We start from the raw sequence: 19882 nt of genomic DNA on the forward strand, positions 1-19882 counted from the left end.
GTACTCTGTCACAGTAACTTTGCATGGTGGCAAGCTGGGGAGGCAAGGGAGGAAAAAGCGTCATTGAACAACCACTGCTTTCTTTACCTGTTGCACCTGTTTCCTTGCTCTCCCTGCTCGACCTACATAGCAATTTTGGGTTGCCAAACCACTAGACTATACATCGTATTCAGCTTGGGCGATCGCAAGCGCATCTAACTTCGCCTACTCTAACATCAGAACTTTACTACCTGGATAATAATCGGTGATCGCCTAGATTTGCTCGAACAAACATATCTAGCAAGGTAACAACTACAATCAAAAATCTTTACTGCTCAAATGTCATTAAATAATTCACCAACAAAATGAATAGAAGATTGGGTGAAACTCAAAACATTTAACTTGTCAGGAGAAATTCGAATGAAACTATCACTATCAACAAATTGGATAGCAAGTATTAGTTTACTTATCGGCACTTATGCTTTAGGAATTGCTGTATCTCAAGTTAACTTCAAGGCTTCTGCTACGGCACCAGATATTGCCCCAGGATTGACTAAACTTGGCAACAAATCTTATTTACTGACTTGGACAGACAATTCTGTTGTATATGTCTCTTGCTATCCCACAGTTAAACCCAAAATGAAGCCTGCACCAATTAAGGAAACACCAAATCGGTATATCCTTACCTGTAAAAATAAATAGATTAGGAGCAAAAAATGAAACTTTACTATCGCGGTCTTACTTACGAATACAACTCAACAGAAGCAGCCAAAAAAGCAACACGACCATTTGCACCAGTTCCTCATCAAGGTTCTGCTTATAACCTAACTTATCGTGGTCTAACCTATCGTCTTGACCCGAATATCGAGCCTGCAAAAGTTTTTACACCATCAGTAACTTATCAATTAATTTATCGGGGAGTAGCCTATTTAGTGGAGAAAACACATACAGGACAAACATCTACAAAATTCTCTCAACCTGTTAATGCTCTAAAAGTTAGAAAACTTTTCATCAATATTTTGGGATTGCAAAAATCATAAAAAGTTTTCTTTAAAAGTTTTGTCTAGCTGACAATTTTTTTACCTACAAAACAAAGAAGGAGAATGGACATGACTCAATATGACTATATTGTGATAGGTGCAGGTTCAGCAGGCTGTGTTGTCGCCAACCGTCTGACAGAAGACAGTGAAACAACAGTGTTGTTGCTTGAAGCAGGCAATCCAGATACAAAGCCGGAGATTCATATCCCAGTGGAATGCACGCGCTTACTAGGCACAGAGGTAGACTGGGGCTATTTCTCTGAACCAGAACCGTATATCAACAATCGCCAAATCTTCTGTCCTCGTGGCAAAGTCTTAGGGGGTAGCAGTTCGATTAATTTCCTAGTGTACATCCGGGGTAATCGGCACGATTATGACCATTGGCAGGAACTAGGGAATCCTGGTTGGAGTTACCAGGATGTTTTGCCCTATTTCAAGAAATCTGAACACCAGCAACGTGGTGCCTCTGAGTACCACGGAGTTGATGGAGAGTTGAGCGTTACCGATGTCATTTCCCCGGCTCCCATCTCAAAACGATTTATCGATGCAGCAGTCGGACTAGGCTACGACTACAATCCTGATTTCAATGGAACACAGCAGGAAGGGGCGGGGCCGATTCAGTTAACGGTCAAAGATGGTAAACGGCACAGTGCTGCTGCTGCATTTCTGGTGCCGATTCTCCATCGTCCGAATTTAACAGTGCAAACAAGTACGCTCGTAACACGGTTGTTGTTTGAAGGAACCCAGACGGTTGGAGTGGAATACCTACATGAAGGAATGCTGCATCAAGTGAGGGTCAATCAGGAAGTAATTTTAAGTGCAGGTTCGTTTGATTCGCCCAAGCTACTGATGCTTTCTGGCATTGGAGATAAAGCACAATTACAAGCAATGGATATTCCAGTTGTTGTTGATTTGCCGGGTGTGGGTCAAAACCTGCAAGACCATATTCTCGTTCCTGTACCCTACGAGGCAACTGGTGATTTGCACACGGCAATGACCAGCAATGGGTGTGGTGAAGCTGGATTGTTTTTGCATAGTCAGAGTAATCAGGAGGCTGCACCAGATTTAGAATTAATTTTCGGCCCAATTATGTGGGCACCGCCTGGCTATCCCAACTCTGGTGTGGGTTTCACGGGTATAATCGCTTTGGTTCATCCTGAGAATATCGGTAGTGTCAGTTTGCGATCGCCCAATCCTCAAGATGCACCAGTAATTCGGCTGAACTATCTCCAAAGTGAATTCGATGTGCAAAAGTTAGTTGAAGGAATTAAACTAATACGCCAATTGTTCCAAACCAGTGGCTTCGATGAGTTTCGCGGTAGAGAAGTCGCTCCTGGTGCTGACATTCAAGGCGATGCAGCACTCGAAGCTTATGTACGCGAAGTTTGCGGTACTGTGTATCATCCGATTGGCACGTGCAAAATGGGGACTGACCCAATGGCAGTTGTAGACCCCGAACTACGGGTACGTGGAGTTGAGGGATTGCGTGTCGTTGATGCATCGATTATGCCAACTCTCAACACAGGACATACGAACGCCCCCGCCATTATGATCGGCGAAAAAGCAGCCGATTTAATTAAAGCCGCTCTTCGCCTTTCCCCGCGAGTACCTTCAGCAATTGCAAACTAACTCGCTGGCGCGATTTCTAAATCTCATATTCACCTTGGGCGATCGCGTCCAGTTCTGCCCAATCTAAGGAACTGACAGATAAAAAACATCCCAAATTTTCTTGTGGGATGGGTGTCCTCACCCGTCCTATATTTAAGGCGGGCTTTCCTGCCCACCCCACAAGAGGAATAATTTATTTTATGGAAATGTTCCCTGTGCGATCGCCCGAAATACCATGCCAGAAGTTTGAGAAAATGATTACTTTATACACTGCCCTATCTCTATGGGAGCTACCAAGCATTAGTCCAGCCTGTATGGAGCTTGAAACCTGGTTTCGGATGGCGAAGCTGCCTTATAACACCGTCATCGTTACAGCAGACAATCTAAAGCTAGCTCCCAAAGGTAAAGTTCCATTTATTGACTATCAGGGAAAACTGGTGAGTGATGCCACCTTAATCATCGAGATGCTCAAGCAAAAACAAGCAATCGATCTCGATGGTGGTTTGACAGATGTTGAGCGAGCGATTTCTTTAGCGTTCCGCCGCACAATCAAAGAAAATACTTTTTGGGGAATACCTTACATTCGCTACAACATACAAGAAAACTGGCAACACTTTCGAGCAGTATTAGCACATACGCTATTTCCTGAAACTCCAATAGAATCATCACAACTGTTTGCTGAAGAGTTTCGCAAAACGGTACTCTCTCAAATGCATGGTCACGGAATGGGTCGTCATAGCAGTGAGGAAATTATCCAAATTATCTGTACTGATTTCCAAGCCCTGTGTGACTTTCTAGCAGACAAACCGTTTTTTATGGGAGAGCAACCCACAACGTTAGATGCAACAACTTATGCCTATATTGGTAATTTCATTAAGCCACCTTATGGCAGTCCAATTGTTGATTATGTTCTCCAAAGAGCGAATCTCTGCCAGCATTATGAGCGAATGACTAAGCAGTTTTTCAGCGAGCGGTTTTTAAATCAATCAATTCCCGTTCATTCCTGACTACATTAATCCATTACAGACAATAAAGAAAGAGAATTTTTATGACTCAATATGACTATATTGTAATTGGTGTGGGTTCGGTAGGCTGTGTTACCGCCAACCAAATGACACAACACCCTAAACTCAAAGTACATGGGGTTAAGGGACTTCCAAGAATTAAATTATCTCAAAAAAATCAAATATACAGTAATGCAAATGCGTGAAAAATCTTTAACCTAATGTATGAGAATGTTATAAAAGCAAACTATCCTCAGGGAGTCCAGCACAAATGGAAACAGCAGATGTCATTGTGATTGGGAGCGGTCAAGGAGGCATTCCACTGGCAGTTGATTTTGCCAAAGAGGGGCGCAAGGTAGTTTTGTTTGAGCGGGATGCTTTAGGCGGCAGTTGTATCAATTATGGTTGCACTCCTTCCAAAGCATTCTTGGCAGCAGCTCATGCAGCGGGGCGTGCCCGCCAGGCAAAGAAATTAGGCATTCACACGGAAGTCAAGGTGGATTTTCCCGCTGTGATGGAGCGAGTACGGGAAATCCGTAATAGTTTTAATCAAGGTATTCAAAAGCGTTTGGATAATGCAGGCGTCAAAATCGTTTGCGCTGAGGCTTCCTTTGTTGGTGAACGTACCGTTAGTGGGGGTAATATCACCGTTGAGGCTCCTTTAGTAATTATAAATACTGGTACATCTGCACTGGTTCCTGAGACTCCTGGTCTTGCAGGGACTCCCTACTTGACCAACCGTAACTTCTTTGATTTAAAAGCATTACCATCCCGGTTATTGGTAATTGGAGGTGGCTATATTGGATTGGAACTAGGGCAGGGATTGGCGCGTTTGGGCAGTCAGACCCACTTAATTGTGCGGGGCGATCGCGTCCTCGACCGGGAAGAGGCTGATGTCAGCAAGGTCTTAGCAGAAGCATTGCAGCAGGATGGCATTGAGCTTCACTTTGGTGTGAATGTAAATCAAGTTGCACACGAGAATGATGTATTTAAAGTGACATTGAGTAGTGGTGAGCAACTCCAAACAGAGGCGTTATTGGTTGTGATTGGACGCAAACCAAATACAGGCGGATTGAATGCAGCCAAGAGTGGAATTGAGCTAGACGAGCAGGGATTTATCAAAATTAACGACCAGTTCCACACCACCTGTTCTGGAGTCTATGCAATCGGAGATGCTGCCAAACAGCCTGCTTTTACTCATGTGTCGTGGGAGGACTATCGCCGCTTGAAGGCAATTTTGTGTGGAGAAAACCGGACGCGCAACGATCGCGTTCTTGGCTATGCTATTTACACAGAACCTCAAGTTGGGCGAGTGGGAATAACATTAGAACAGGCTCAAAAGCACGGCATCAACGCGCGTGCTGTGACCTTACCCATGAGCCAAATTGCTCGTGCGATCGAGTGGGGACATGATTTGGGGTTTTACCGTATGGTAATCGACAGCGACACAGACAAAATCTTGGGAGCCACCCTAGTGGGGTATGAAACGGCTGAATTAGTACATGTTTTTCTGGATTTGATGGAAGCAGGAGCAACTTGGCAGTTGTTAGAGCGATCGGTTCATATCCATCCCACCTATGGTGAAGCATTACCAAGCCTAGCAAGGTTGCTGCTTGGAGATAATATGCCAGGTTGTCCTAACAGGTGAGGAGGTTTGATGAAATTTCTGTTTTATTTGACATGCTTGCAAACACTTCAACCGTTTAATCGCCTACTCGATTGATAACTTTAACAACTAACTATTGGCGCAGATAAAACAGGTTGATTCTAAAGATTGTATCCACCTTGGGCGATCGCATCTAACTTCGCTTGGTCTAACACTAGAATTTTACCGCCTCGATGGTAAGTGACGATCGCCTGAATCTGTTTGAACAGTCGTACACATTCTTCGTAGGTAATCCCGATGCTACGAGCAATTTGGTAGTAGGACAAATGCGATCGCAATAGTAATCCTTGTTGAGTCACTTGCGTTCCTTCAGCAATTGCTGCTGCTTGAATAAATTGCGCTAACCGCACGATTGCCCGTTCCGAAGCCAATCCATGGACAACTTGATGAAGCTGCTGGAGACGCTCTGTAAGTATTGCAATAATCTGTAATGCAACTTCTGGAGTGTTCTGAATCAGCGCTAGTAAAGCAGTGCGTTGGATTGTGAGAATCTGACAGTCTTGGTGTGCGACGACGGTTGCGGGGGAAGAGCCATTGCCAAGTAGTGCAGGTGCAGCAAACAGTTCTCCAGCAGGTAACGTCCGCAAAATCGTTTCTTTGCCTGTAGAAGCGGTTTTCTTGATTTCAATTCTACCATCCACAACAGCAAACAGTTGAGCAGGCAAGCGATCGCCTTCATGGAGAATAATTTCCCCACGTAAATATTTATTAACTACAGCATGAGCTTGCAACTGTGCAAGTCGATCTAAATCGAGTCCACAAAAGAGTGGAATTTGCCTTAGCTGTTCAACCGTGACTTGCATCGTTGAAACCCCCAGCAAGTGGGCTTGACTTTTTCTTTTTCAATTTAACTTTTTCTGTTGCAACTATGAGCTAGCTCAAACAAATTGTAGAGAAAAATTGTCATTCTAGAGATAGCTCAAGATTATCAAGGTAGCGATATGACTTTCACAAAAGCAAAGATAACCGCATCTGGTCAAACTTCACCCGTAGAAAAAACCATGAAAACACTACTAAAAAGATCCACCTTACTTTTTGCTCTAACAACCTGTGTTTGGGCTAATTTCTCCTTAAAAGCTTCTGCTGATTCTACTGCTGACTTAATCCTAAGTATGAAATGCCGAGGTGGATACAATATCAATGTTTGGAAAAAGCATTCATCGGGTGAACTTCTCTACCGCTCTACTAGTTCCCACGGGAATTTAAGTATAGACACAGGAAGTGCCAAAGCAACAGAAGGAGTTCGAGTATATAAGTTTCAAAATGGCAATTATCAATACTGGGTATGGGATGGCACACTCGATAGCCAGCAGTCTGGAACTTTAGAAGTGTATAAAGACAATAATCTTTTAATGCAGCAGGCTTGTACGAAACTTTGATGGCAAAGTAAGTGCTGCTTGATTCTTCTAGTCGTAATACCTATCTGCTGGAGTTATTCAACTGTGATTTGCATCGTTCCTAAGATTATTTTTCTATAAGTAATGACAGAGGTAAACGATTATGCACGACTGTCCTTATTGCTCTTACCGATTACTACGGCACATCCAACAGCATGAAATTTGCTGGTTCTGTTCCCACTGTCGGACAAAGGTGGCTGTCCTTTCTGAATTCAGAGGGTTGCATGGTTAGGGTGTGGGGTGTAAAAGAATAGGGTGTGGGGTTGCAGGTATTGGGTGTAGGGAAAGACGGAAGAGGGGGGGAATAATTTGATTAAATAGAATTGATTTATTATTCTTAACCCCACACCCTGTTTTTTGTAAAAGCACTTCAAAATATTACATAGGGTAACTCCAAGAAATAAATTATCGAGGAAGGCTGGAGTTAGGAGGCAGTTCTAGCTGGAGGGCAGTTGCCACACAGAAATAGAACTGCTTCTAAAAGATTGTGGCAACTATCTCTTCACAGAAAATTCACAATATTCAAGATTTTTAGATCAAATCAATATTTATTTTTCTTAGCAAAGCCAGATTTTTCAAAATTGTCTTGGCCGATTATAAAAACTGAGGAAAAGTTTTCTAATACTCAATAGGCAGGTGGTTGGATAAATCCCTGGCGATCGCATTTTATATGTTATAAAGCTCAGAGAAATTTATGTTAGACGGAAACTACTCTATGGAACCAGATAAACTGGCCAGTTTTAAAGAGTACGGTGAATTCATCCTCCGGAAGATAGATTCTGTACCTCAATACCCTTCAAAACAAGAAGATTGGGTTCCGGCTAGCCTTGATGAGTGTCTCCGTCGTCTTTTAGAAGCTGCCGAGAAAACTCTAAATCTCGCTACTTCGCCTGTGAAAATTGGTGTGATGGGAGAATTTAGCAGCGGCAAAACTTTACTTTTAGGCAGTTTGATTGGATATGCAGATGCTTTACCAATAAGTGAAAACCCAACTACAGGGAATGTTACCGCGCTTCACATTATACCCGAAGATGACTTTGCAACAACTCAACTCAGCAATTTTACAGTAGAATATCTTTCCCATGAAGGGGTACATGAGTGTCTGCGCTTCATGCTGGGAGAAGCCAATAAGCGGACAACAGCAGCAGGACTTCCAGCTATACCAGTGTCAAAGCTCAACTCTGGCAAAGATATTATTGATTGGTGTGAGGAAGCATGGAACAGTTCTAACAATTTAGAATTACGGTATTTACTCAGAGAATTAGTATTATTCCTGCGGGCTTATCAAGCTTATGGGGAAATGATGTGTGGTGGACGCTACCAGCTCGATCCGCTCACCGCCCGCGAAGGGCTACAGCTAGTAGAACAGCCAATGGCCATCCAAACTCTCAGCTTTGAAGATTTACCGCCAGCGCATATCCGGTTACCGAGTCCACCCCAGAGGTTACCAACGAAATTATTACAAAACAGCTTTCCACTGATTCGCCGCGTAGATATTGATGTCAAAATATCACGGGAAATTTGGGATGTTACGGGTGCTGCTAAATTTATTTTGATTGATTTTCCGGGATTGGGAGCTGCTAATTCTGGGGCTAGAGATACCTTTTTGTCGCTGCGAGAATTAGCAGAAGTACAGACGATTTTGGTGTTGCTAAATGGTAAATCTCCGGGAAGCGATCGCGCTAATAAAATCTTTACGATGATGCAGCAGCAGCGACCTGGACAAGACTTGAAAGATTTAATTCTCGTGGGTGTAGGTCGCTTCGATCAACTGCCTTTAGAAAGTGAGGGAGGTGAAAGAGAACTCGACCAATTGACTGAAGATAGGGATTTGCACGAGGAAATTGTTTTCCAAAAACTCAAAGTTCTGCAAACCACCATTGAGGGTGCAGAGGCGTTTACAACCCAAAAAGACCGCATTGTTTTACTGTCGCCACTCTTAGGATTGGCTGATTTAGCAAAACGTTCGAGTAAAGTCAAAGCAGGTTCACCAGAGTTTTTAACTAACTTAGATTATCCTGATTATTTAGACAGATCTAAACGGCTACAAGATAAATGGGGACGCTTAAGTCAACGGCTATTAGAATCTGATACTCGCAGCTATTTGGGCAGACAATTAGGTTACTTTGCTCAAGATGGTAGTCTTGCCAAGTTACGGGAATTAATTCAAAACCACGTCACTACTCATGGTTTAAAGCAATTGTATGAAGATACTAAAAGAGCTGCCGATGTGGTGAGTCAGCAGCAAGATCATTTGAAAGATATCATAGACGAAATTCACGAGCAAGGTATCCCCACAGGAGACAGTCCTGCTTTTATTGAGTTGCGTTTTCTGGTAGAAACTTTAGACAAAATCTACAGGAATTTTCAAAAAGATTTAGGGAAAGAACCCCTTAAAGACCGACGTGGTGTTGTTGTCAGCGATATAGTTAAAGACGAACTTACCTTTAAAATACTTAATTGGAACCAGTGGACTTTATTATTTAATAAAGTCAATAATGGTACTATCACCCTCGCTGAATCCAAAGGTGCTGCTGGCAAATTATTTGATAGAGGAAACCGCTTCAATACTTCTTTACCTACCAAGAGTGATGAGTTTTATCCAGTATTTGAAAAAACCGTTAAAGAAGTAGAAGAATTTGCCCGCGATCGCATTCGTCAGGCTGTGGGAGATTTGTTAAATCAATTGTCAAATCAAGTAGCTCCAGAACGCGACCAATTAAAAGTAATTCTCTACCCAGAAATGGAACAAGAAATTGAATCAAAATTTGGTGTGGAAGAAGCCGACCTTTTTTATAAGTTATTACTAGGATGTGACCCTAACGAATGGAAAGAAGCAATTATTTCAGAAATTAATCACAAAGACAAATTCGTTGCACCCGAAATCATTTTTCCCTTAGCCCGTCAAGATGAGAAACATAATGTAGGCCAAATCTTTGACTGGGCACCAGAAAAAAGCCAAGGCTTACCTAGATCCACTAACCATCAACTTTTAATACTGCGACTGCGAGATGAAATTACTGCTAGCGCCAGCCTTCATCTTGTGCAGTATGTTAGTGAGGTAAATCAGCAAATTAATTTTGAACTAGAAGGTATTTTGGATCAAATTATTCCGAGTCTGCAAAACCTTTCTAAAAAAGAAGCATTACTGAGATATTTAACGGCTGGTGACTTACCATCTGAGATAGCAGTTCCTACTTGGTTGCAGATTCTTTCAGACATTGCCGCCGTTTCTTATTTAGATGTTTGACGCGTAAAAATTTTCATGGATTTGGGATAGGTAGTTTATTTCCGCACCCCTATACTAGGTTGGGCTACGATTACACTCTAAATAACAAAGTTAGCGTTCAACAGAACAATTTTATACAATAATGAACCTTTTTCAATTGAACAATTATACTGAGAAACCAAACGAGAAGCAACAAAAAAGATTTCCGGGATGGTTTGCATTAGATTTTGGTACGTCAAATTCTACTGTCACACTTTTCGATCCAATTGAAGTACCGATCGCCGAAATTTTACCCAAAGAACAAGAAATGCGATTGCGCGATCGCTTATCCCAATGGCTCAGTTCTCCTGCTGCTGTAGCTTTACCAGATGTCAGTAATGAGGATTGGGAAAAGTTTATTATAGAAATAAGCAAAAACTTGGAAATAGAACCAACTAAATTAAGTGAAGTTTTTGAAACTGATAACAAAGAACGATTTTTAGAAGCGATTCGTCAGATTGAACTTTGTTTAGGAAATAGTGAAAGATTCCGTCGGGCTGTCAGCAAAAAACTCTATCAAATCTATCATGAGGTGTTCCGGGTTCCTACCTTGGAATCGCAAAATCTGATTCCAGTTGTGTTAGATATCGACCGCCGTGAAACAGAAATTCCTAGCGAGTCGGAAATTTCTCATTTACCCGAATTGCAACTGCGGATGGGTAGGGAAGCTAGAGATAATAGAAAAAAAGCGATTGCCCAAGGTACAAGCGGTACTTTAAAGGAAATTATTAGTAGGTTTCATCATTCACCCAAACGCTATTTTGGTCAGGAGCGAGCATTTTCAGTTATTTTGGATGGTCAGGAAGAAACAATTACCGCCAAAGAACTAATTCAATCTGCTTGGGCACATTTAATAAAGTTAACCGAAGACTACCGTCAACGAGCGCAACGCAGGTTTTCAGAAGGGAATTTGTTAACAGCAGTTGTTACCTACCCAACAGTCGCTCCACCTGTTGTTCGCAAAGAAGTTAAAGAATTAGTTGAGCAGTTGGCGATTGATGATGTCCAAACTGCTTATGATGAAGCTGTTTCTGTGGCGATATTCTTTCTGTGGCGAGAATTTGGTGGTAATTTAAATATTGGTATCGAATCATTTAAAACTCGTTGTCGCCAAACTGGAAATAAATGGTCACAAAATGTCCTCGTTTTAGATATCGGCGGCGGCACCACAGACTTAGCTTTGATTGAGTTAACTTTGTCAGATGAAACCCCAGCTTTTGCTGGTTATGAAGACCGGGGTTTGGGAGGACGTTATTATAAACTGACTCCCAAACTATTAGGCTCATCTGGTCATTTACAGTTAGGCGGTGAATTAATTACACTACGAATCTTTCGACTTTTGAAAGTAGTGATCACTGATTTTTTATTAACAGCAGTCAGTACAGGTGACCTCGAAAGCGAAAAGCTAGAAGATTTAATTAACTCTGAATTAAACGAGCGTTTTTTAGAACAAGGCAAATTCAAAACTGGCAGTCTTTTAAAATGTCTGGATAAAGAAAATCCCGAAGGTGATATAGCTTATAAAGATGCTTTAGATACTGCCGAGAAAGTATTGCCCACTCGTTGGCAACAAGCACCACAACGCCTACAAACATTTTATCTTCTGTGGGATTATGCAGAAGCAGCTAAACTGAAACTTGGGCAAAAACTACCGACTGATGATTCTCTATTAACCTTTACACTTTCCGAACAAGAAATTTCCGAACTTCTTAGCCAAAGCGCCGTTAAATTGCAAGTTAAAGACCCAAATAACATCTGCGTCACCTTGGACAATCAGCAATTTGAACGAGCTGCAGTTTCCGGAATTAAAGAAGCGATTGGGATTGCTAAAGGATTGATGGAAAGCCGTTTGCGTCCCGATAATCTTATTAACGATTCTTGGAATTCTCAAAAAGTTGATTGGTTAATTTTGTCTGGTAAAACTTGTAATCTTGACTTAGTACAGCGCCAAATCTATCAAGAATTTAGTAAGTCACCATATTTTGTCTGGAATCCAGAACGGATTACTTTTGTTCTCGAATTTACCAAATTAGCCACCTCTGCTGGTGCTTGCTATGCCGAAAAATTACGAAGATTGAGATTTGACCCCGAAGAATCTAAAAATTTACTGCGTAAAGGAGCCAATCAGTTAGAAATTGATGTTAAAAATTTGTTTTATTATTTGCCCTGTAGCTTCAAACGCAAAACCCAAAGCAACGATTTATTGACTATCTTCAAAGCCGGTCAAGAACTTTATCAACTAGCACCTTGGGAAACTGTTGCCAAAGTTCGTACTCCTTGGCAAGGAATACAATTAATTAATATTATCTACCGCCAAGATTACGAAGAAGGAGATTTACGACTTTGGGGTAGCTTCGACGGCAAAAACCTGATGAATAAATTAGGAATACAAGAAGCAGAATTTATCAAAAAAATAAAAATTCAGTTTGAAATTGACCAAAGTCTCGAATTTAAGGTGCTGCTTTGTCAGGGAAATCCCCATTATTTAATTGATATTCCTGGCATTGATTTGGGAGCAGTGGTTTCAGAAACATCAGTGTTATTTGCAGAGGGAAAATTGAAGTGGAATATCGCTGTAGAACGCTCTAATAAAGACTTAAGTGATGGTGATATTGCTGTTAATGTTATTGAGTCTGCAACTGTGGATCAACCAGATGCTTATCATCTAGTATTTGAAGTCGAAAATGATGTTCAATCATTCCAAAAATTTCATTATTTGCGCGATGGTGTTACACAACCAGGAATCGGATTAATTAGTAATCCCTTACCTCCCTTCCCGAAAACTGGACAACATACCTTTTATATTTATCAAACAGACGCCGAAACCCAAATCAAAAAATGGATACGAATTGGCGCACTTAGTAAACCAGACATCACAACAGATTACCCTTGTCAATATCATGTGACTCTTGACAACCAGGGTATTTTACGGATGCACGCAGGTGAAGTGCCTTATTGGACATCTACAAATCAAGAATCTCTCAAACAAGAAGGATGTGTTTATATTGCTGAATTAGAATTACAACCTAATGAAGTTGATAAAGAACGCGATCCATTTTGCGGTATACATTAGAATTGCTTCACATAAATACGCAAAGGTTTTCTTCGCCTGTTGCGTCTTAAGTGTGCCAAAGGCAATCACTTTGCTGCTGCTTCAGTAAAAATAATAATTTAAAACTTAATATTTGAAGTGGCAAAAAATAGAGTTAAAGCAACTAAAAGGTATACTTGGGAAAGCAAATGAAATCTCATTAGATTTACTATCAAAAAGTAGTAGCCTTTAGCAAATGCGCTCTCTTTTTTAGCAAAGACTGGCAGAAATTGATAAAGTTATTGCAAGTACAAAATACGTGAAATGTATAGAATTGATATAAACGCATGAGTAACAACACTGCGAGAAATGATCTCATGATAGACAAATTAGCCCAGACTGAATATCCAATTGAAGATTTGTTGCGTCAACGCTGGAGTCCTCTAGCTTTTTCAGATCGAATGGTTGAACCAGAAAAGTTACACAGTGTCTTAGAAGCAGCACGCTGGGCAGCTTCTTCTTTCAACGAGCAACCGTGGAGCTTTATTGTTGCAACTTCAGACAATCAAACTGAATTTGAGCGTTTAGTGAGTGTTCTTGCAGAGGCGAACCAAGATTGGGCGCGGAATGCTCCTATACTGATGCTCTCAGTCGCAAAACTCCATTTTGAGCGTAATGGCAAGCAAAACCGCCACGCTTTTCACGATGTTGGCGCTGCATCTGCCACCTTGGCGATTCAAGCAGCCGCTGTTGGGTTATTTATTCACCAAATGGCTGGGTTTGATGTTGCCAAAGCCCAACAGATTTACAGTATTCCTTCAGGTTATGAGCCAGTCGCGGCGATCGCCTTGGGTTACATCGGAGATCCACAAACCCTGTCTGAAAAGTTGCTGCAACGAGAGAAAGCCCTCCGTACCCGCAAGCCCTTAGAAGAATTTGTGTTTTCTGGCAGTTGGAACCAAACTTTTCCACTGACATAGAATCGCACCCTCGTAAAGATGAAACCCTTGCTAGGGAGCTTGTGTAGGTGCGTAGGGGAAAAATAATGCGGAGAATGATTACTCTAAGAGTGTACAAATAGCCAAGTGATATGCGTACCGCCTCGCTTCCCTAATACGTTCCGACTTATGCCACTGCATTAACAATAGTCGCGGGTGCAACAAATTCCGGCTCGTAGTCCTAATAATTGTACAAGTATAAATAAGGAAATCTTAGATGCCTCTAATTCAACATATAGTTTTGTTAAAATTTAAAGCACAAACCCCTGCTGAAAAGATTGCAGATATATTTAGACATCTCCAAGAAATCACGAAATTGATTCCTGGTATCACCTACTTTACAGGTGGTAGATATTCCAGCAATGAAGGCTTGAATCAGGGCTATACGCACGGATTTTTAATGACTTTTGAGAGCGTTGCTGCCCGCGATGCCTATTTACCTCATCCTATTCATGAAAAAGTCAAAGTCGAAATTTTATCGTGTATTGATGATGTGATCGCATTTGATCTTGAAGGTTGAACTACCTAACTCAATGCGAAGCAGTAAGCTTCTAATGGCGCAGGAAGAGGCTTTCAAGGGCAGGAAAATTTGGGGACTTCAACAGGATGGGGCAATAACTACGCCAACGCTCCTCGGCGAACGCGCTCAGATTGTTGCTGCTGAAAAATCCTTGATATCGCTTTGCGATTATAACAAAAAAGCAAGTTTGTACAATTAAGTGTGAAATAGAAAAAAGGGCGTTGCTGAATTGAAGTATGAAATTTGAAAACTCAATACCTCAAACTCTTGCTCTGTGCGTCTCTGTCTTGGAAAGTGTCTCTGTGTGAAGTATAGCAGGAGGCAGGGGGCAGGGGGCAGGAGGTAAAACTATTACTATTCCTAGAATTCATCCTTTCAAAATGTCCTAAAGGGTGTGACTACGGCTATAAATTCATACCTGAATTCAGCAACACTGAAAAAAGGATCTTTCTCTCCGTGCCTCTGCATGAAATAAAAAAAGGTAATATTAATGCAGTATTTACGTCAATTATTAGAAGTAGAAAACTCTCAATTAGCTCATTTATTGCGGTTTACTCTCCACGGACTCGAAGCTACTTTAAATCAGGCTCGCATAGAATTTCCATTAGATCCAGGAGTTAAGGTATGCGATGAGGTTCTGCAAGAAATTCACAGCTTATTGCAACCTAAGCCTACACTTTTACAGCCAGATATTGGTTGGCAAGATACCATTATACCATCCCAAAATCAATTAAAACTCAGTCATTTAAAAGATGCTTTTGATTCTGATTCAGAACTTAATTATTATCTAGGTAATTCCCAACTTCAAAGCCAAACTGACTCAGATTTGTGGAATGAAATTCAACGCAAGCTATTACGGATACCAGAAGAATTGGCTGCATCTTGGCGACAGCGCAGCTTAGATATGGCTCAAGAAGTTGGTGCGAACGCTGATATTTCTAATCTCTATCAACTTCCCTTTATCCGCGATGAAATTATCTACCCCGGACTTAGTGGTACTATTCAGACTAAGGGCTTGAGCTTATATCAACAAGCATTTTCAAATTCTCAAATTATTCAGAGTAATGCATCCGATGTGCCAGCGGGATTCCTATTTTTATATATGAATTTTATCGAAATAGACTCAGATTTACATCATGCTTTAAAGAGCGTTTTTAGCTTTGATGTTATTTCCTTACACTCTAAACTAGAACAGCGAAATGAATACGTCAATGCTTTAAGTGAACGCTGCCAACGTATCAAAAAAGCTGAAGAAAATGCCGATCCCCTGTCTATTTTGCGTAGCTGGATTGACATGGATGAAGCAATACATTCTTTGGTTTTTGTACCACCCGCTGAACGATATTCTTGGTGGGGTAAGCTGCAACACGAATCACGACGCATCCTGAAGAAAGTCGCCGATCAAGCTATGAATGCAGGTTGTGAAGTCCGAATTCGCCAATTATCTGGACTTTATGCAGATATCTGTGCTTCATCCAAAGATGACTTACAACTAGATTTTGGTGGTACTCCTGGGGAAGTATTAACTTGTCTGCGGGTGTATGCACGAATGAACCAGGAAGAATCTCCAGGGCGTGTAATATTTCGCTCATCACGCTAGTACCAATGCGCCTAAGTCAAAAGTCAAAAAATTTGTATTTTCGGCTTTTGCGCCATTTTGCAGAGGTAAAGCGGCTACTCTTCCGAGAACGCCCAAAGGCTAACCTCAATGGTATGGTATGTTGATTTGCGGTGTGATGAACTATTTACTGGCTATTTTTAACCAAAATAGAAAGTTGTATGGTATGCCAAAGGCAGATGACTCGGAAAATCACTGCCTTCGCTGATAATCTAATGAAGATAGAAAACGTTTAAATTTATAAAATGCCCCAGAAGTGTAAAATTCCTTGACCAGTAAACACCTCAAGTAGAATGGCGGATAAAAAACCAATCATTGCAAAACGACCATTCCAGTTTTCACTCTGAGGAGTAAAGCCCCAGCGTAAAGCATTAGGGTCTTGTGAAACCGAAGGCGTAGTCTTGTTAGCATTCGACATAATTAACACTCCGAGCTTCTATGTTGTAACAGTTATAGCTATACGTTAAGTAATGTAACAGATTTTTACAAAATTGCAACAAAAATCACACTTTAGTTAGCCCATTTATACTACAAGCACGTAGTTTCTTGTGGTATGTTGGCGATCGCCGCAACCGCAAATTATCTATGTTATTAGGTCAGTATAAAGATTTCTAGGAATCATGCTCAAAAGTCCTCTCCGATATCCTGGTGGTAAGTCAAAAGCAATAAATCAAATAGTTGAATACTTACCAGAAAATTTTTCCGAATTTAGAGAACCTTTTGTCGGTGGTGGTTCTGTATTTATTTACTTAAAACAAAAATTTCCTAATATCAAAATTTGGATTAACGATTTAAACTGCGAACTCTTTTTATTCTGGAAATTTGCCCAATCTGATATAGCTCAGTTAGTTAAAGAAATTCGCTATATTAAAGTTAAGTACACAAATGGTAAATCACTGTATACAGAATTGACTAGTATAGATGTCAACAATTTATCTGATTTTGAAAGAGCCGTTCGCTTTTTTGTCCTGAATAGAATTACGTTTTCCGGCACTGTAGAATCAGGCGGTTTTTCACAAGAAGCTTTCCATAAACGTTTTACGGATTCTTCAATAGAAAGGTTGGAAAAGTTAGAAAATATTCTAGAAAAAAATGTAATAATTACTAATTTAGATTATAGCTATTTATTACAAAAAGAAGGTAAAAAAGTATTTTTATTTTTAGATCCACCATATTTTAGTGCTATTAAATCAAAGCTTTATGGTAAGGATGGTGACTTGCACATCTCATTTCAACATCAAAGATTTGCTGAACTTTTGCAATCATGTCATCATCGCTGGCTAATCACTTACGACGATTCCCCACAAATTAGAGAAAATTTTCAATGGGTTAATATTTCAGAGTGGGAATTACAATATGGGATGAATAATTACAAGCAGAGTGGTGCTGCTAAGGGAAAAGAGTTATTTATTACTAATTACAAACATAAACTCGATTGTAAGAAAAAATTAAAAAATCAGAATCTTGTGAATCCGGCTTTGCAGTAAAGCCTCGAGCTTTGAACTGAACTTTGATGAAAGCCTATTTTTCGGTAGGATAGCTCCCATGCCCTGCAACGTAGCTACACCCTACAACACACAAACCCTAGCGATGACAACTTCTCCAATCCCTGCACAAGAATCCTATTATGTTCTGCTGCAACAATTAATAGATGGCCAATCATTGTCGCGTACTCAAGCTGCTGAATTAATGCAAGGTTGGCTTAGTGAATCTGTTCCTCCAGAGTTATCAGGAGCAATTTTAACAGCACTGAACTTTAAAGGCGTTTCTGCCGACGAATTAACTGGCATGGCTGAAGTATTACAATCGCAGTCAATGCTGGAGACTGGGCAAAAATCCACCCAATCTCCAATCCCTAATCCCCAATCCTTAATTGATACCTGCGGCACTGGTGGAGATGGAGCGTCAACTTTTAATATTTCCACGGCAGTTGCCTTTGTTGCGGCAGCGTATGGGGTACCTGTTGCCAAACACGGTAATCGTTCAGCCTCAAGTCTCACCGGAAGCGCCGATGTTTTGGAAGCTTTGGGTGTAAATTTGAGTGCGCCTAGTGAAAAGGTACAAGCTGCTTTACACGAAGTGGGGATCACTTTCTTGTTTGCCCCTGGCTGGCATCCAGCACTCAAAGCAGTTGCCTCATTGCGACGAACTCTTAAGGTACGAACAGTGTTTAATTTACTTGGCCCCTTAGTAAATCCCTTGCGTCCAACTGGGCAAGTGGTGGGATTATTCACTCCTAAACTTTTGGCAACGGTTGCTCAAGCTTTACAGAATTTGGCCAAGGAAAAAGCAATTGTGCTGCACGGGCGAGAAAAACTCGATGAAGCTGGGTTAGGAGATTTAACTGACTTAGCGGTGTTATCAGAGGGAGAAGTGCAGTTAACTAGTATTAATCCCCTAGATTTGGATCTAACTCCTGCTCCCATAGGTATGCTTCGGGGTGGGGATGTGCAAGAGAATGCAGCGATTCTCAAGGCTGTACTCCAAGGTAAGGGAACTCAAGCACAACAGGATGTAGTAGCTTTGAATGCCTTGTTGGCATTGCAAGTAGCGGGAGTAATACCATTACTCGATCACGCTCAAGGTATTAAAGTTGCTAAGGATATCCTACAAAGTGGCGCGGCTTGGACGAAGTTGGAGCAGTTAGTTCAATTTCTAGGGAATTGATTTGTGATCGCAATTGCGGGCGAAACTCTACCACATTACGTTTGATTGTGACATCGTAATTGCCAAAAAAGTCATGTCCTAAAAGTCCGGTCTCGAGTTCCGTACCAGCGATCGCTACTGGTACTCGATTCACCTTCACCCCTCCAAGTGCCATTGAATCAACATAGCCCACAGGAAATTCTACAGATCTGGAACTGGCGGTGTTTGCCTTAGCTCTCCCTACTGGCACTATTCCCAAAGCATTTGCCATCTCTTGCGTGATCACAGTACCACTGGCTCCTGTATCTACAATCATTTCAAACTTTTGCTGACCATTGAAGGTGACTTCCACAATTGGCGTACCACCAGCGCGCCTTTTAATCGGCGCTGTAAACACTGCTTGATCTGGAATTACCACTGCTGATGAAGGTCTTTGTGATTCTGGTGGTAATAGTTTTTTTTGTACAGGAATCGTTATCGGTGAGCTAAACCTTGGTATAGTTGCTGTTTGGGGAACTACAACTACTATTTTTCGGGGTTCCTTAACTACTATGGGGCGAGGATTAGCTTTTTGTTTGGCATATTTGATTTGGCGCTGATATTCTGTGATTTTCGATTGAGCGAAGGCAAACTCTGGGGTTTGTCGATGCACTTTTCGCATCAGAGCGATCGCATCTTGGTATTGACTCGCGACCAAATTCCAATCATCTGGAGATTGAGCAGATTGGCTAATACTCCAAGCGCTAACAGCTTTATCTAACGCCAACTCAAAAACACTAGGTTCAGTTTCAGACGGCTCTTGCGGCTGTGCTTCTGGGGTAGCTGCTGATGTTGGTGGTTTGGTAGTGGGAGGCTGTACTGATGCCAAATCCCCAACTGAGGCGGGTTGCTCGTTGCCAGCAGTCGTAGTGTCTCGTTTGTCTTCACTACAGGCAACAGTCAAAACCGCTAGAGCGCTGAGTACAAAAAAAATTAGGGTTGCACGGGATAAAAAAGTCGGAAGCATAATTAATATTAACTGCCCAAGCTCCTGCAAATCCACTCTCGCGTACCTATTTAAAGATTGTAAGTAAAAGACAACAGACATCAGGCAACAAGCAATTTTAA

Annotated in this window: 19 protein-coding genes; 16 read left to right on the forward strand and 3 right to left on the reverse strand. The window is 41.4% G+C overall.

The window, feature by feature from the left end; all coding sequences use genetic code 11:
- Positions 1-23: 23 nt before the first annotated feature.
- The 7 genes from FCR06_RS34230 (at position 24) to FCR06_RS11620 (ending at position 5279) form a co-directional block, all read left to right on the forward strand.
- Positions 24-155 (forward strand): hypothetical protein, encoded by a 132-nt coding sequence (locus FCR06_RS34230; protein ID WP_262984662.1) that lies wholly within the window; start codon positions 24-26, stop codon positions 153-155.
- Positions 156-399: 244 nt separating this feature from the next.
- Positions 400-681 (forward strand): hypothetical protein, encoded by a 282-nt coding sequence (locus FCR06_RS11600; protein ID WP_138499742.1) that lies wholly within the window; start codon positions 400-402, stop codon positions 679-681.
- A 14-nt stretch (positions 682-695) separates the two neighbouring features.
- The gene (locus tag FCR06_RS11605; RefSeq protein WP_138499744.1) at positions 696-1019 is read left to right on the forward strand and encodes a DUF4278 domain-containing protein; all 324 of its coding nucleotides are present in this window, start codon (positions 696-698) and stop codon (positions 1017-1019) included.
- A gap of 69 nt (positions 1020-1088) precedes the next feature.
- Positions 1089-2648 (forward strand): GMC family oxidoreductase, encoded by a 1560-nt coding sequence (locus FCR06_RS11610; protein ID WP_138499746.1) that lies wholly within the window; start codon positions 1089-1091, stop codon positions 2646-2648.
- A gap of 179 nt (positions 2649-2827) precedes the next feature.
- Positions 2828-3634 (forward strand): glutathione S-transferase family protein, encoded by an 807-nt coding sequence (locus tag FCR06_RS11615; RefSeq protein WP_138499748.1) that lies wholly within the window; start codon positions 2828-2830, stop codon positions 3632-3634.
- Between the two features lie 41 nt (positions 3635-3675).
- Complete coding sequence (locus FCR06_RS32535) at positions 3676-3837, forward strand: hypothetical protein (RefSeq protein WP_189523384.1); 162 nt, start codon at positions 3676-3678, stop codon at positions 3835-3837.
- Positions 3838-3902: 65 nt separating this feature from the next.
- Positions 3903-5279, forward strand: coding sequence for a dihydrolipoyl dehydrogenase family protein (locus FCR06_RS11620; RefSeq protein ID WP_138499750.1), 1377 nt, complete (start codon positions 3903-3905; stop codon positions 5277-5279).
- Positions 5280-5398: 119 nt separating this feature from the next.
- Here FCR06_RS11620 and FCR06_RS11625 read toward each other — a convergent pair whose 3' ends face one another.
- Positions 5399-6100, reverse strand: a complete 702-nt coding sequence (locus FCR06_RS11625) for a Crp/Fnr family transcriptional regulator (protein ID WP_138499752.1) — start codon at positions 6098-6100, stop codon at positions 5399-5401.
- Between the two features lie 138 nt (positions 6101-6238).
- On the opposite strand from FCR06_RS11625, the gene FCR06_RS11630 reads away from it, so the two are divergent.
- From FCR06_RS11630 to FCR06_RS11655, 7 genes are all read left to right on the forward strand, one after another.
- The gene (locus tag FCR06_RS11630) at positions 6239-6676 is read left to right on the forward strand and encodes a hypothetical protein (RefSeq protein ID WP_223280108.1); all 438 of its coding nucleotides are present in this window, start codon (positions 6239-6241) and stop codon (positions 6674-6676) included.
- A gap of 733 nt (positions 6677-7409) precedes the next feature.
- Positions 7410-9944 (forward strand): proteasome protein, encoded by a 2535-nt coding sequence (locus FCR06_RS11635; RefSeq protein ID WP_138499753.1) that lies wholly within the window; start codon positions 7410-7412, stop codon positions 9942-9944.
- A gap of 121 nt (positions 9945-10065) precedes the next feature.
- Positions 10066-13035, forward strand: a complete 2970-nt coding sequence (locus FCR06_RS11640; protein WP_138499755.1) for a virulence factor SrfB — start codon at positions 10066-10068, stop codon at positions 13033-13035.
- A 335-nt stretch (positions 13036-13370) separates the two neighbouring features.
- Positions 13371-13973: a nitroreductase family protein gene (locus FCR06_RS11645; RefSeq protein ID WP_189523385.1), complete on the forward strand. Its 603-nt coding sequence runs from the start codon at positions 13371-13373 to the stop codon at positions 13971-13973.
- A gap of 235 nt (positions 13974-14208) precedes the next feature.
- A complete protein-coding gene (locus FCR06_RS11650; RefSeq protein WP_138499757.1) occupies positions 14209-14511 on the forward strand; it encodes a Dabb family protein in 303 nt (100 codons plus the stop codon).
- A gap of 34 nt (positions 14512-14545) precedes the next feature.
- Positions 14546-14710 carry a hypothetical protein gene (locus FCR06_RS32540; protein ID WP_189523386.1) on the forward strand — a complete coding sequence of 55 codons (165 nt, stop codon included), beginning with the start codon at positions 14546-14548 and terminating at the stop codon, positions 14708-14710.
- A gap of 291 nt (positions 14711-15001) precedes the next feature.
- On the forward strand, positions 15002-16111 hold the full coding sequence (locus FCR06_RS11655) for a hypothetical protein (RefSeq protein ID WP_138499759.1): 1110 nt from the start codon (positions 15002-15004) through the stop codon (positions 16109-16111).
- Between the two features lie 256 nt (positions 16112-16367).
- Here the strand turns inward: FCR06_RS11655 and FCR06_RS11660 are convergent, their stop codons facing one another.
- A complete protein-coding gene (locus tag FCR06_RS11660; protein ID WP_138499761.1) occupies positions 16368-16547 on the reverse strand; it encodes a high light inducible protein in 180 nt (59 codons plus the stop codon).
- A 202-nt stretch (positions 16548-16749) separates the two neighbouring features.
- Between FCR06_RS11660 and FCR06_RS11665 the strand changes: the two genes are divergently transcribed.
- A complete protein-coding gene (locus FCR06_RS11665; protein ID WP_138499763.1) occupies positions 16750-17616 on the forward strand; it encodes a DNA adenine methylase in 867 nt (288 codons plus the stop codon).
- Between the two features lie 103 nt (positions 17617-17719).
- A complete protein-coding gene (trpD, locus tag FCR06_RS11670; RefSeq protein ID WP_138500010.1) occupies positions 17720-18796 on the forward strand; it encodes an anthranilate phosphoribosyltransferase in 1077 nt (358 codons plus the stop codon).
- Here trpD and FCR06_RS11675 read toward each other — a convergent pair.
- A complete protein-coding gene (locus tag FCR06_RS11675) occupies positions 18726-19781 on the reverse strand; it encodes a TIGR02281 family clan AA aspartic protease (protein WP_138499765.1) in 1056 nt (351 codons plus the stop codon). The genes trpD and FCR06_RS11675 overlap by 71 nt on opposite strands.
- Between the last annotated feature and the right edge of the window lie 101 nt (positions 19782-19882).

This window comes from Nostoc sp. PA-18-2419, from assembly GCF_005869855.1.
Classification (GTDB): Bacteria; Cyanobacteriota; Cyanobacteriia; order Cyanobacteriales; family Nostocaceae; genus Nostoc.

Excerpts from the sequence above, each read along its gene's own strand:
- FCR06_RS34230 (WP_262984662.1), top strand. The coding sequence starts at position 24 with ATGGTGGCAAGCTGGGGAGGCAAGGGAGGAAAAAGCGTCATTGAACAA.
- FCR06_RS11600 (WP_138499742.1), top strand. The coding sequence starts at position 400 with ATGAAACTATCACTATCAACAAATTGGATAGCAAGTATTAGTTTACTT.
- FCR06_RS11605 (WP_138499744.1), top strand. The coding sequence starts at position 696 with ATGAAACTTTACTATCGCGGTCTTACTTACGAATACAACTCAACAGAA.
- FCR06_RS11610 (WP_138499746.1), top strand. The coding sequence starts at position 1,089 with ATGACTCAATATGACTATATTGTGATAGGTGCAGGTTCAGCAGGCTGT.
- FCR06_RS11615 (WP_138499748.1), top strand. The coding sequence starts at position 2,828 with ATGGAAATGTTCCCTGTGCGATCGCCCGAAATACCATGCCAGAAGTTT.
- FCR06_RS32535 (WP_189523384.1), top strand. The coding sequence starts at position 3,676 with ATGACTCAATATGACTATATTGTAATTGGTGTGGGTTCGGTAGGCTGT.
- FCR06_RS11620 (WP_138499750.1), top strand. The coding sequence starts at position 3,903 with ATGGAAACAGCAGATGTCATTGTGATTGGGAGCGGTCAAGGAGGCATT.
- FCR06_RS11625 (WP_138499752.1), bottom strand. The coding sequence starts at position 6,100 with ATGCAAGTCACGGTTGAACAGCTAAGGCAAATTCCACTCTTTTGTGGA.
- FCR06_RS11630 (WP_223280108.1), top strand. The coding sequence starts at position 6,239 with ATGACTTTCACAAAAGCAAAGATAACCGCATCTGGTCAAACTTCACCC.
- FCR06_RS11635 (WP_138499753.1), top strand. The coding sequence starts at position 7,410 with ATGGAACCAGATAAACTGGCCAGTTTTAAAGAGTACGGTGAATTCATC.
- FCR06_RS11640 (WP_138499755.1), top strand. The coding sequence starts at position 10,066 with ATGAACCTTTTTCAATTGAACAATTATACTGAGAAACCAAACGAGAAG.
- FCR06_RS11645 (WP_189523385.1), top strand. The coding sequence starts at position 13,371 with ATGATAGACAAATTAGCCCAGACTGAATATCCAATTGAAGATTTGTTG.
- FCR06_RS11650 (WP_138499757.1), top strand. The coding sequence starts at position 14,209 with ATGCCTCTAATTCAACATATAGTTTTGTTAAAATTTAAAGCACAAACC.
- FCR06_RS32540 (WP_189523386.1), top strand. The coding sequence starts at position 14,546 with ATGGCGCAGGAAGAGGCTTTCAAGGGCAGGAAAATTTGGGGACTTCAA.
- FCR06_RS11655 (WP_138499759.1), top strand. The coding sequence starts at position 15,002 with ATGCAGTATTTACGTCAATTATTAGAAGTAGAAAACTCTCAATTAGCT.
- FCR06_RS11660 (WP_138499761.1), bottom strand. The coding sequence starts at position 16,547 with ATGTCGAATGCTAACAAGACTACGCCTTCGGTTTCACAAGACCCTAAT.
- FCR06_RS11665 (WP_138499763.1), top strand. The coding sequence starts at position 16,750 with ATGCTCAAAAGTCCTCTCCGATATCCTGGTGGTAAGTCAAAAGCAATA.
- trpD (WP_138500010.1), top strand. The coding sequence starts at position 17,720 with ATGACAACTTCTCCAATCCCTGCACAAGAATCCTATTATGTTCTGCTG.
- FCR06_RS11675 (WP_138499765.1), bottom strand. The coding sequence starts at position 19,781 with ATGCTTCCGACTTTTTTATCCCGTGCAACCCTAATTTTTTTTGTACTC.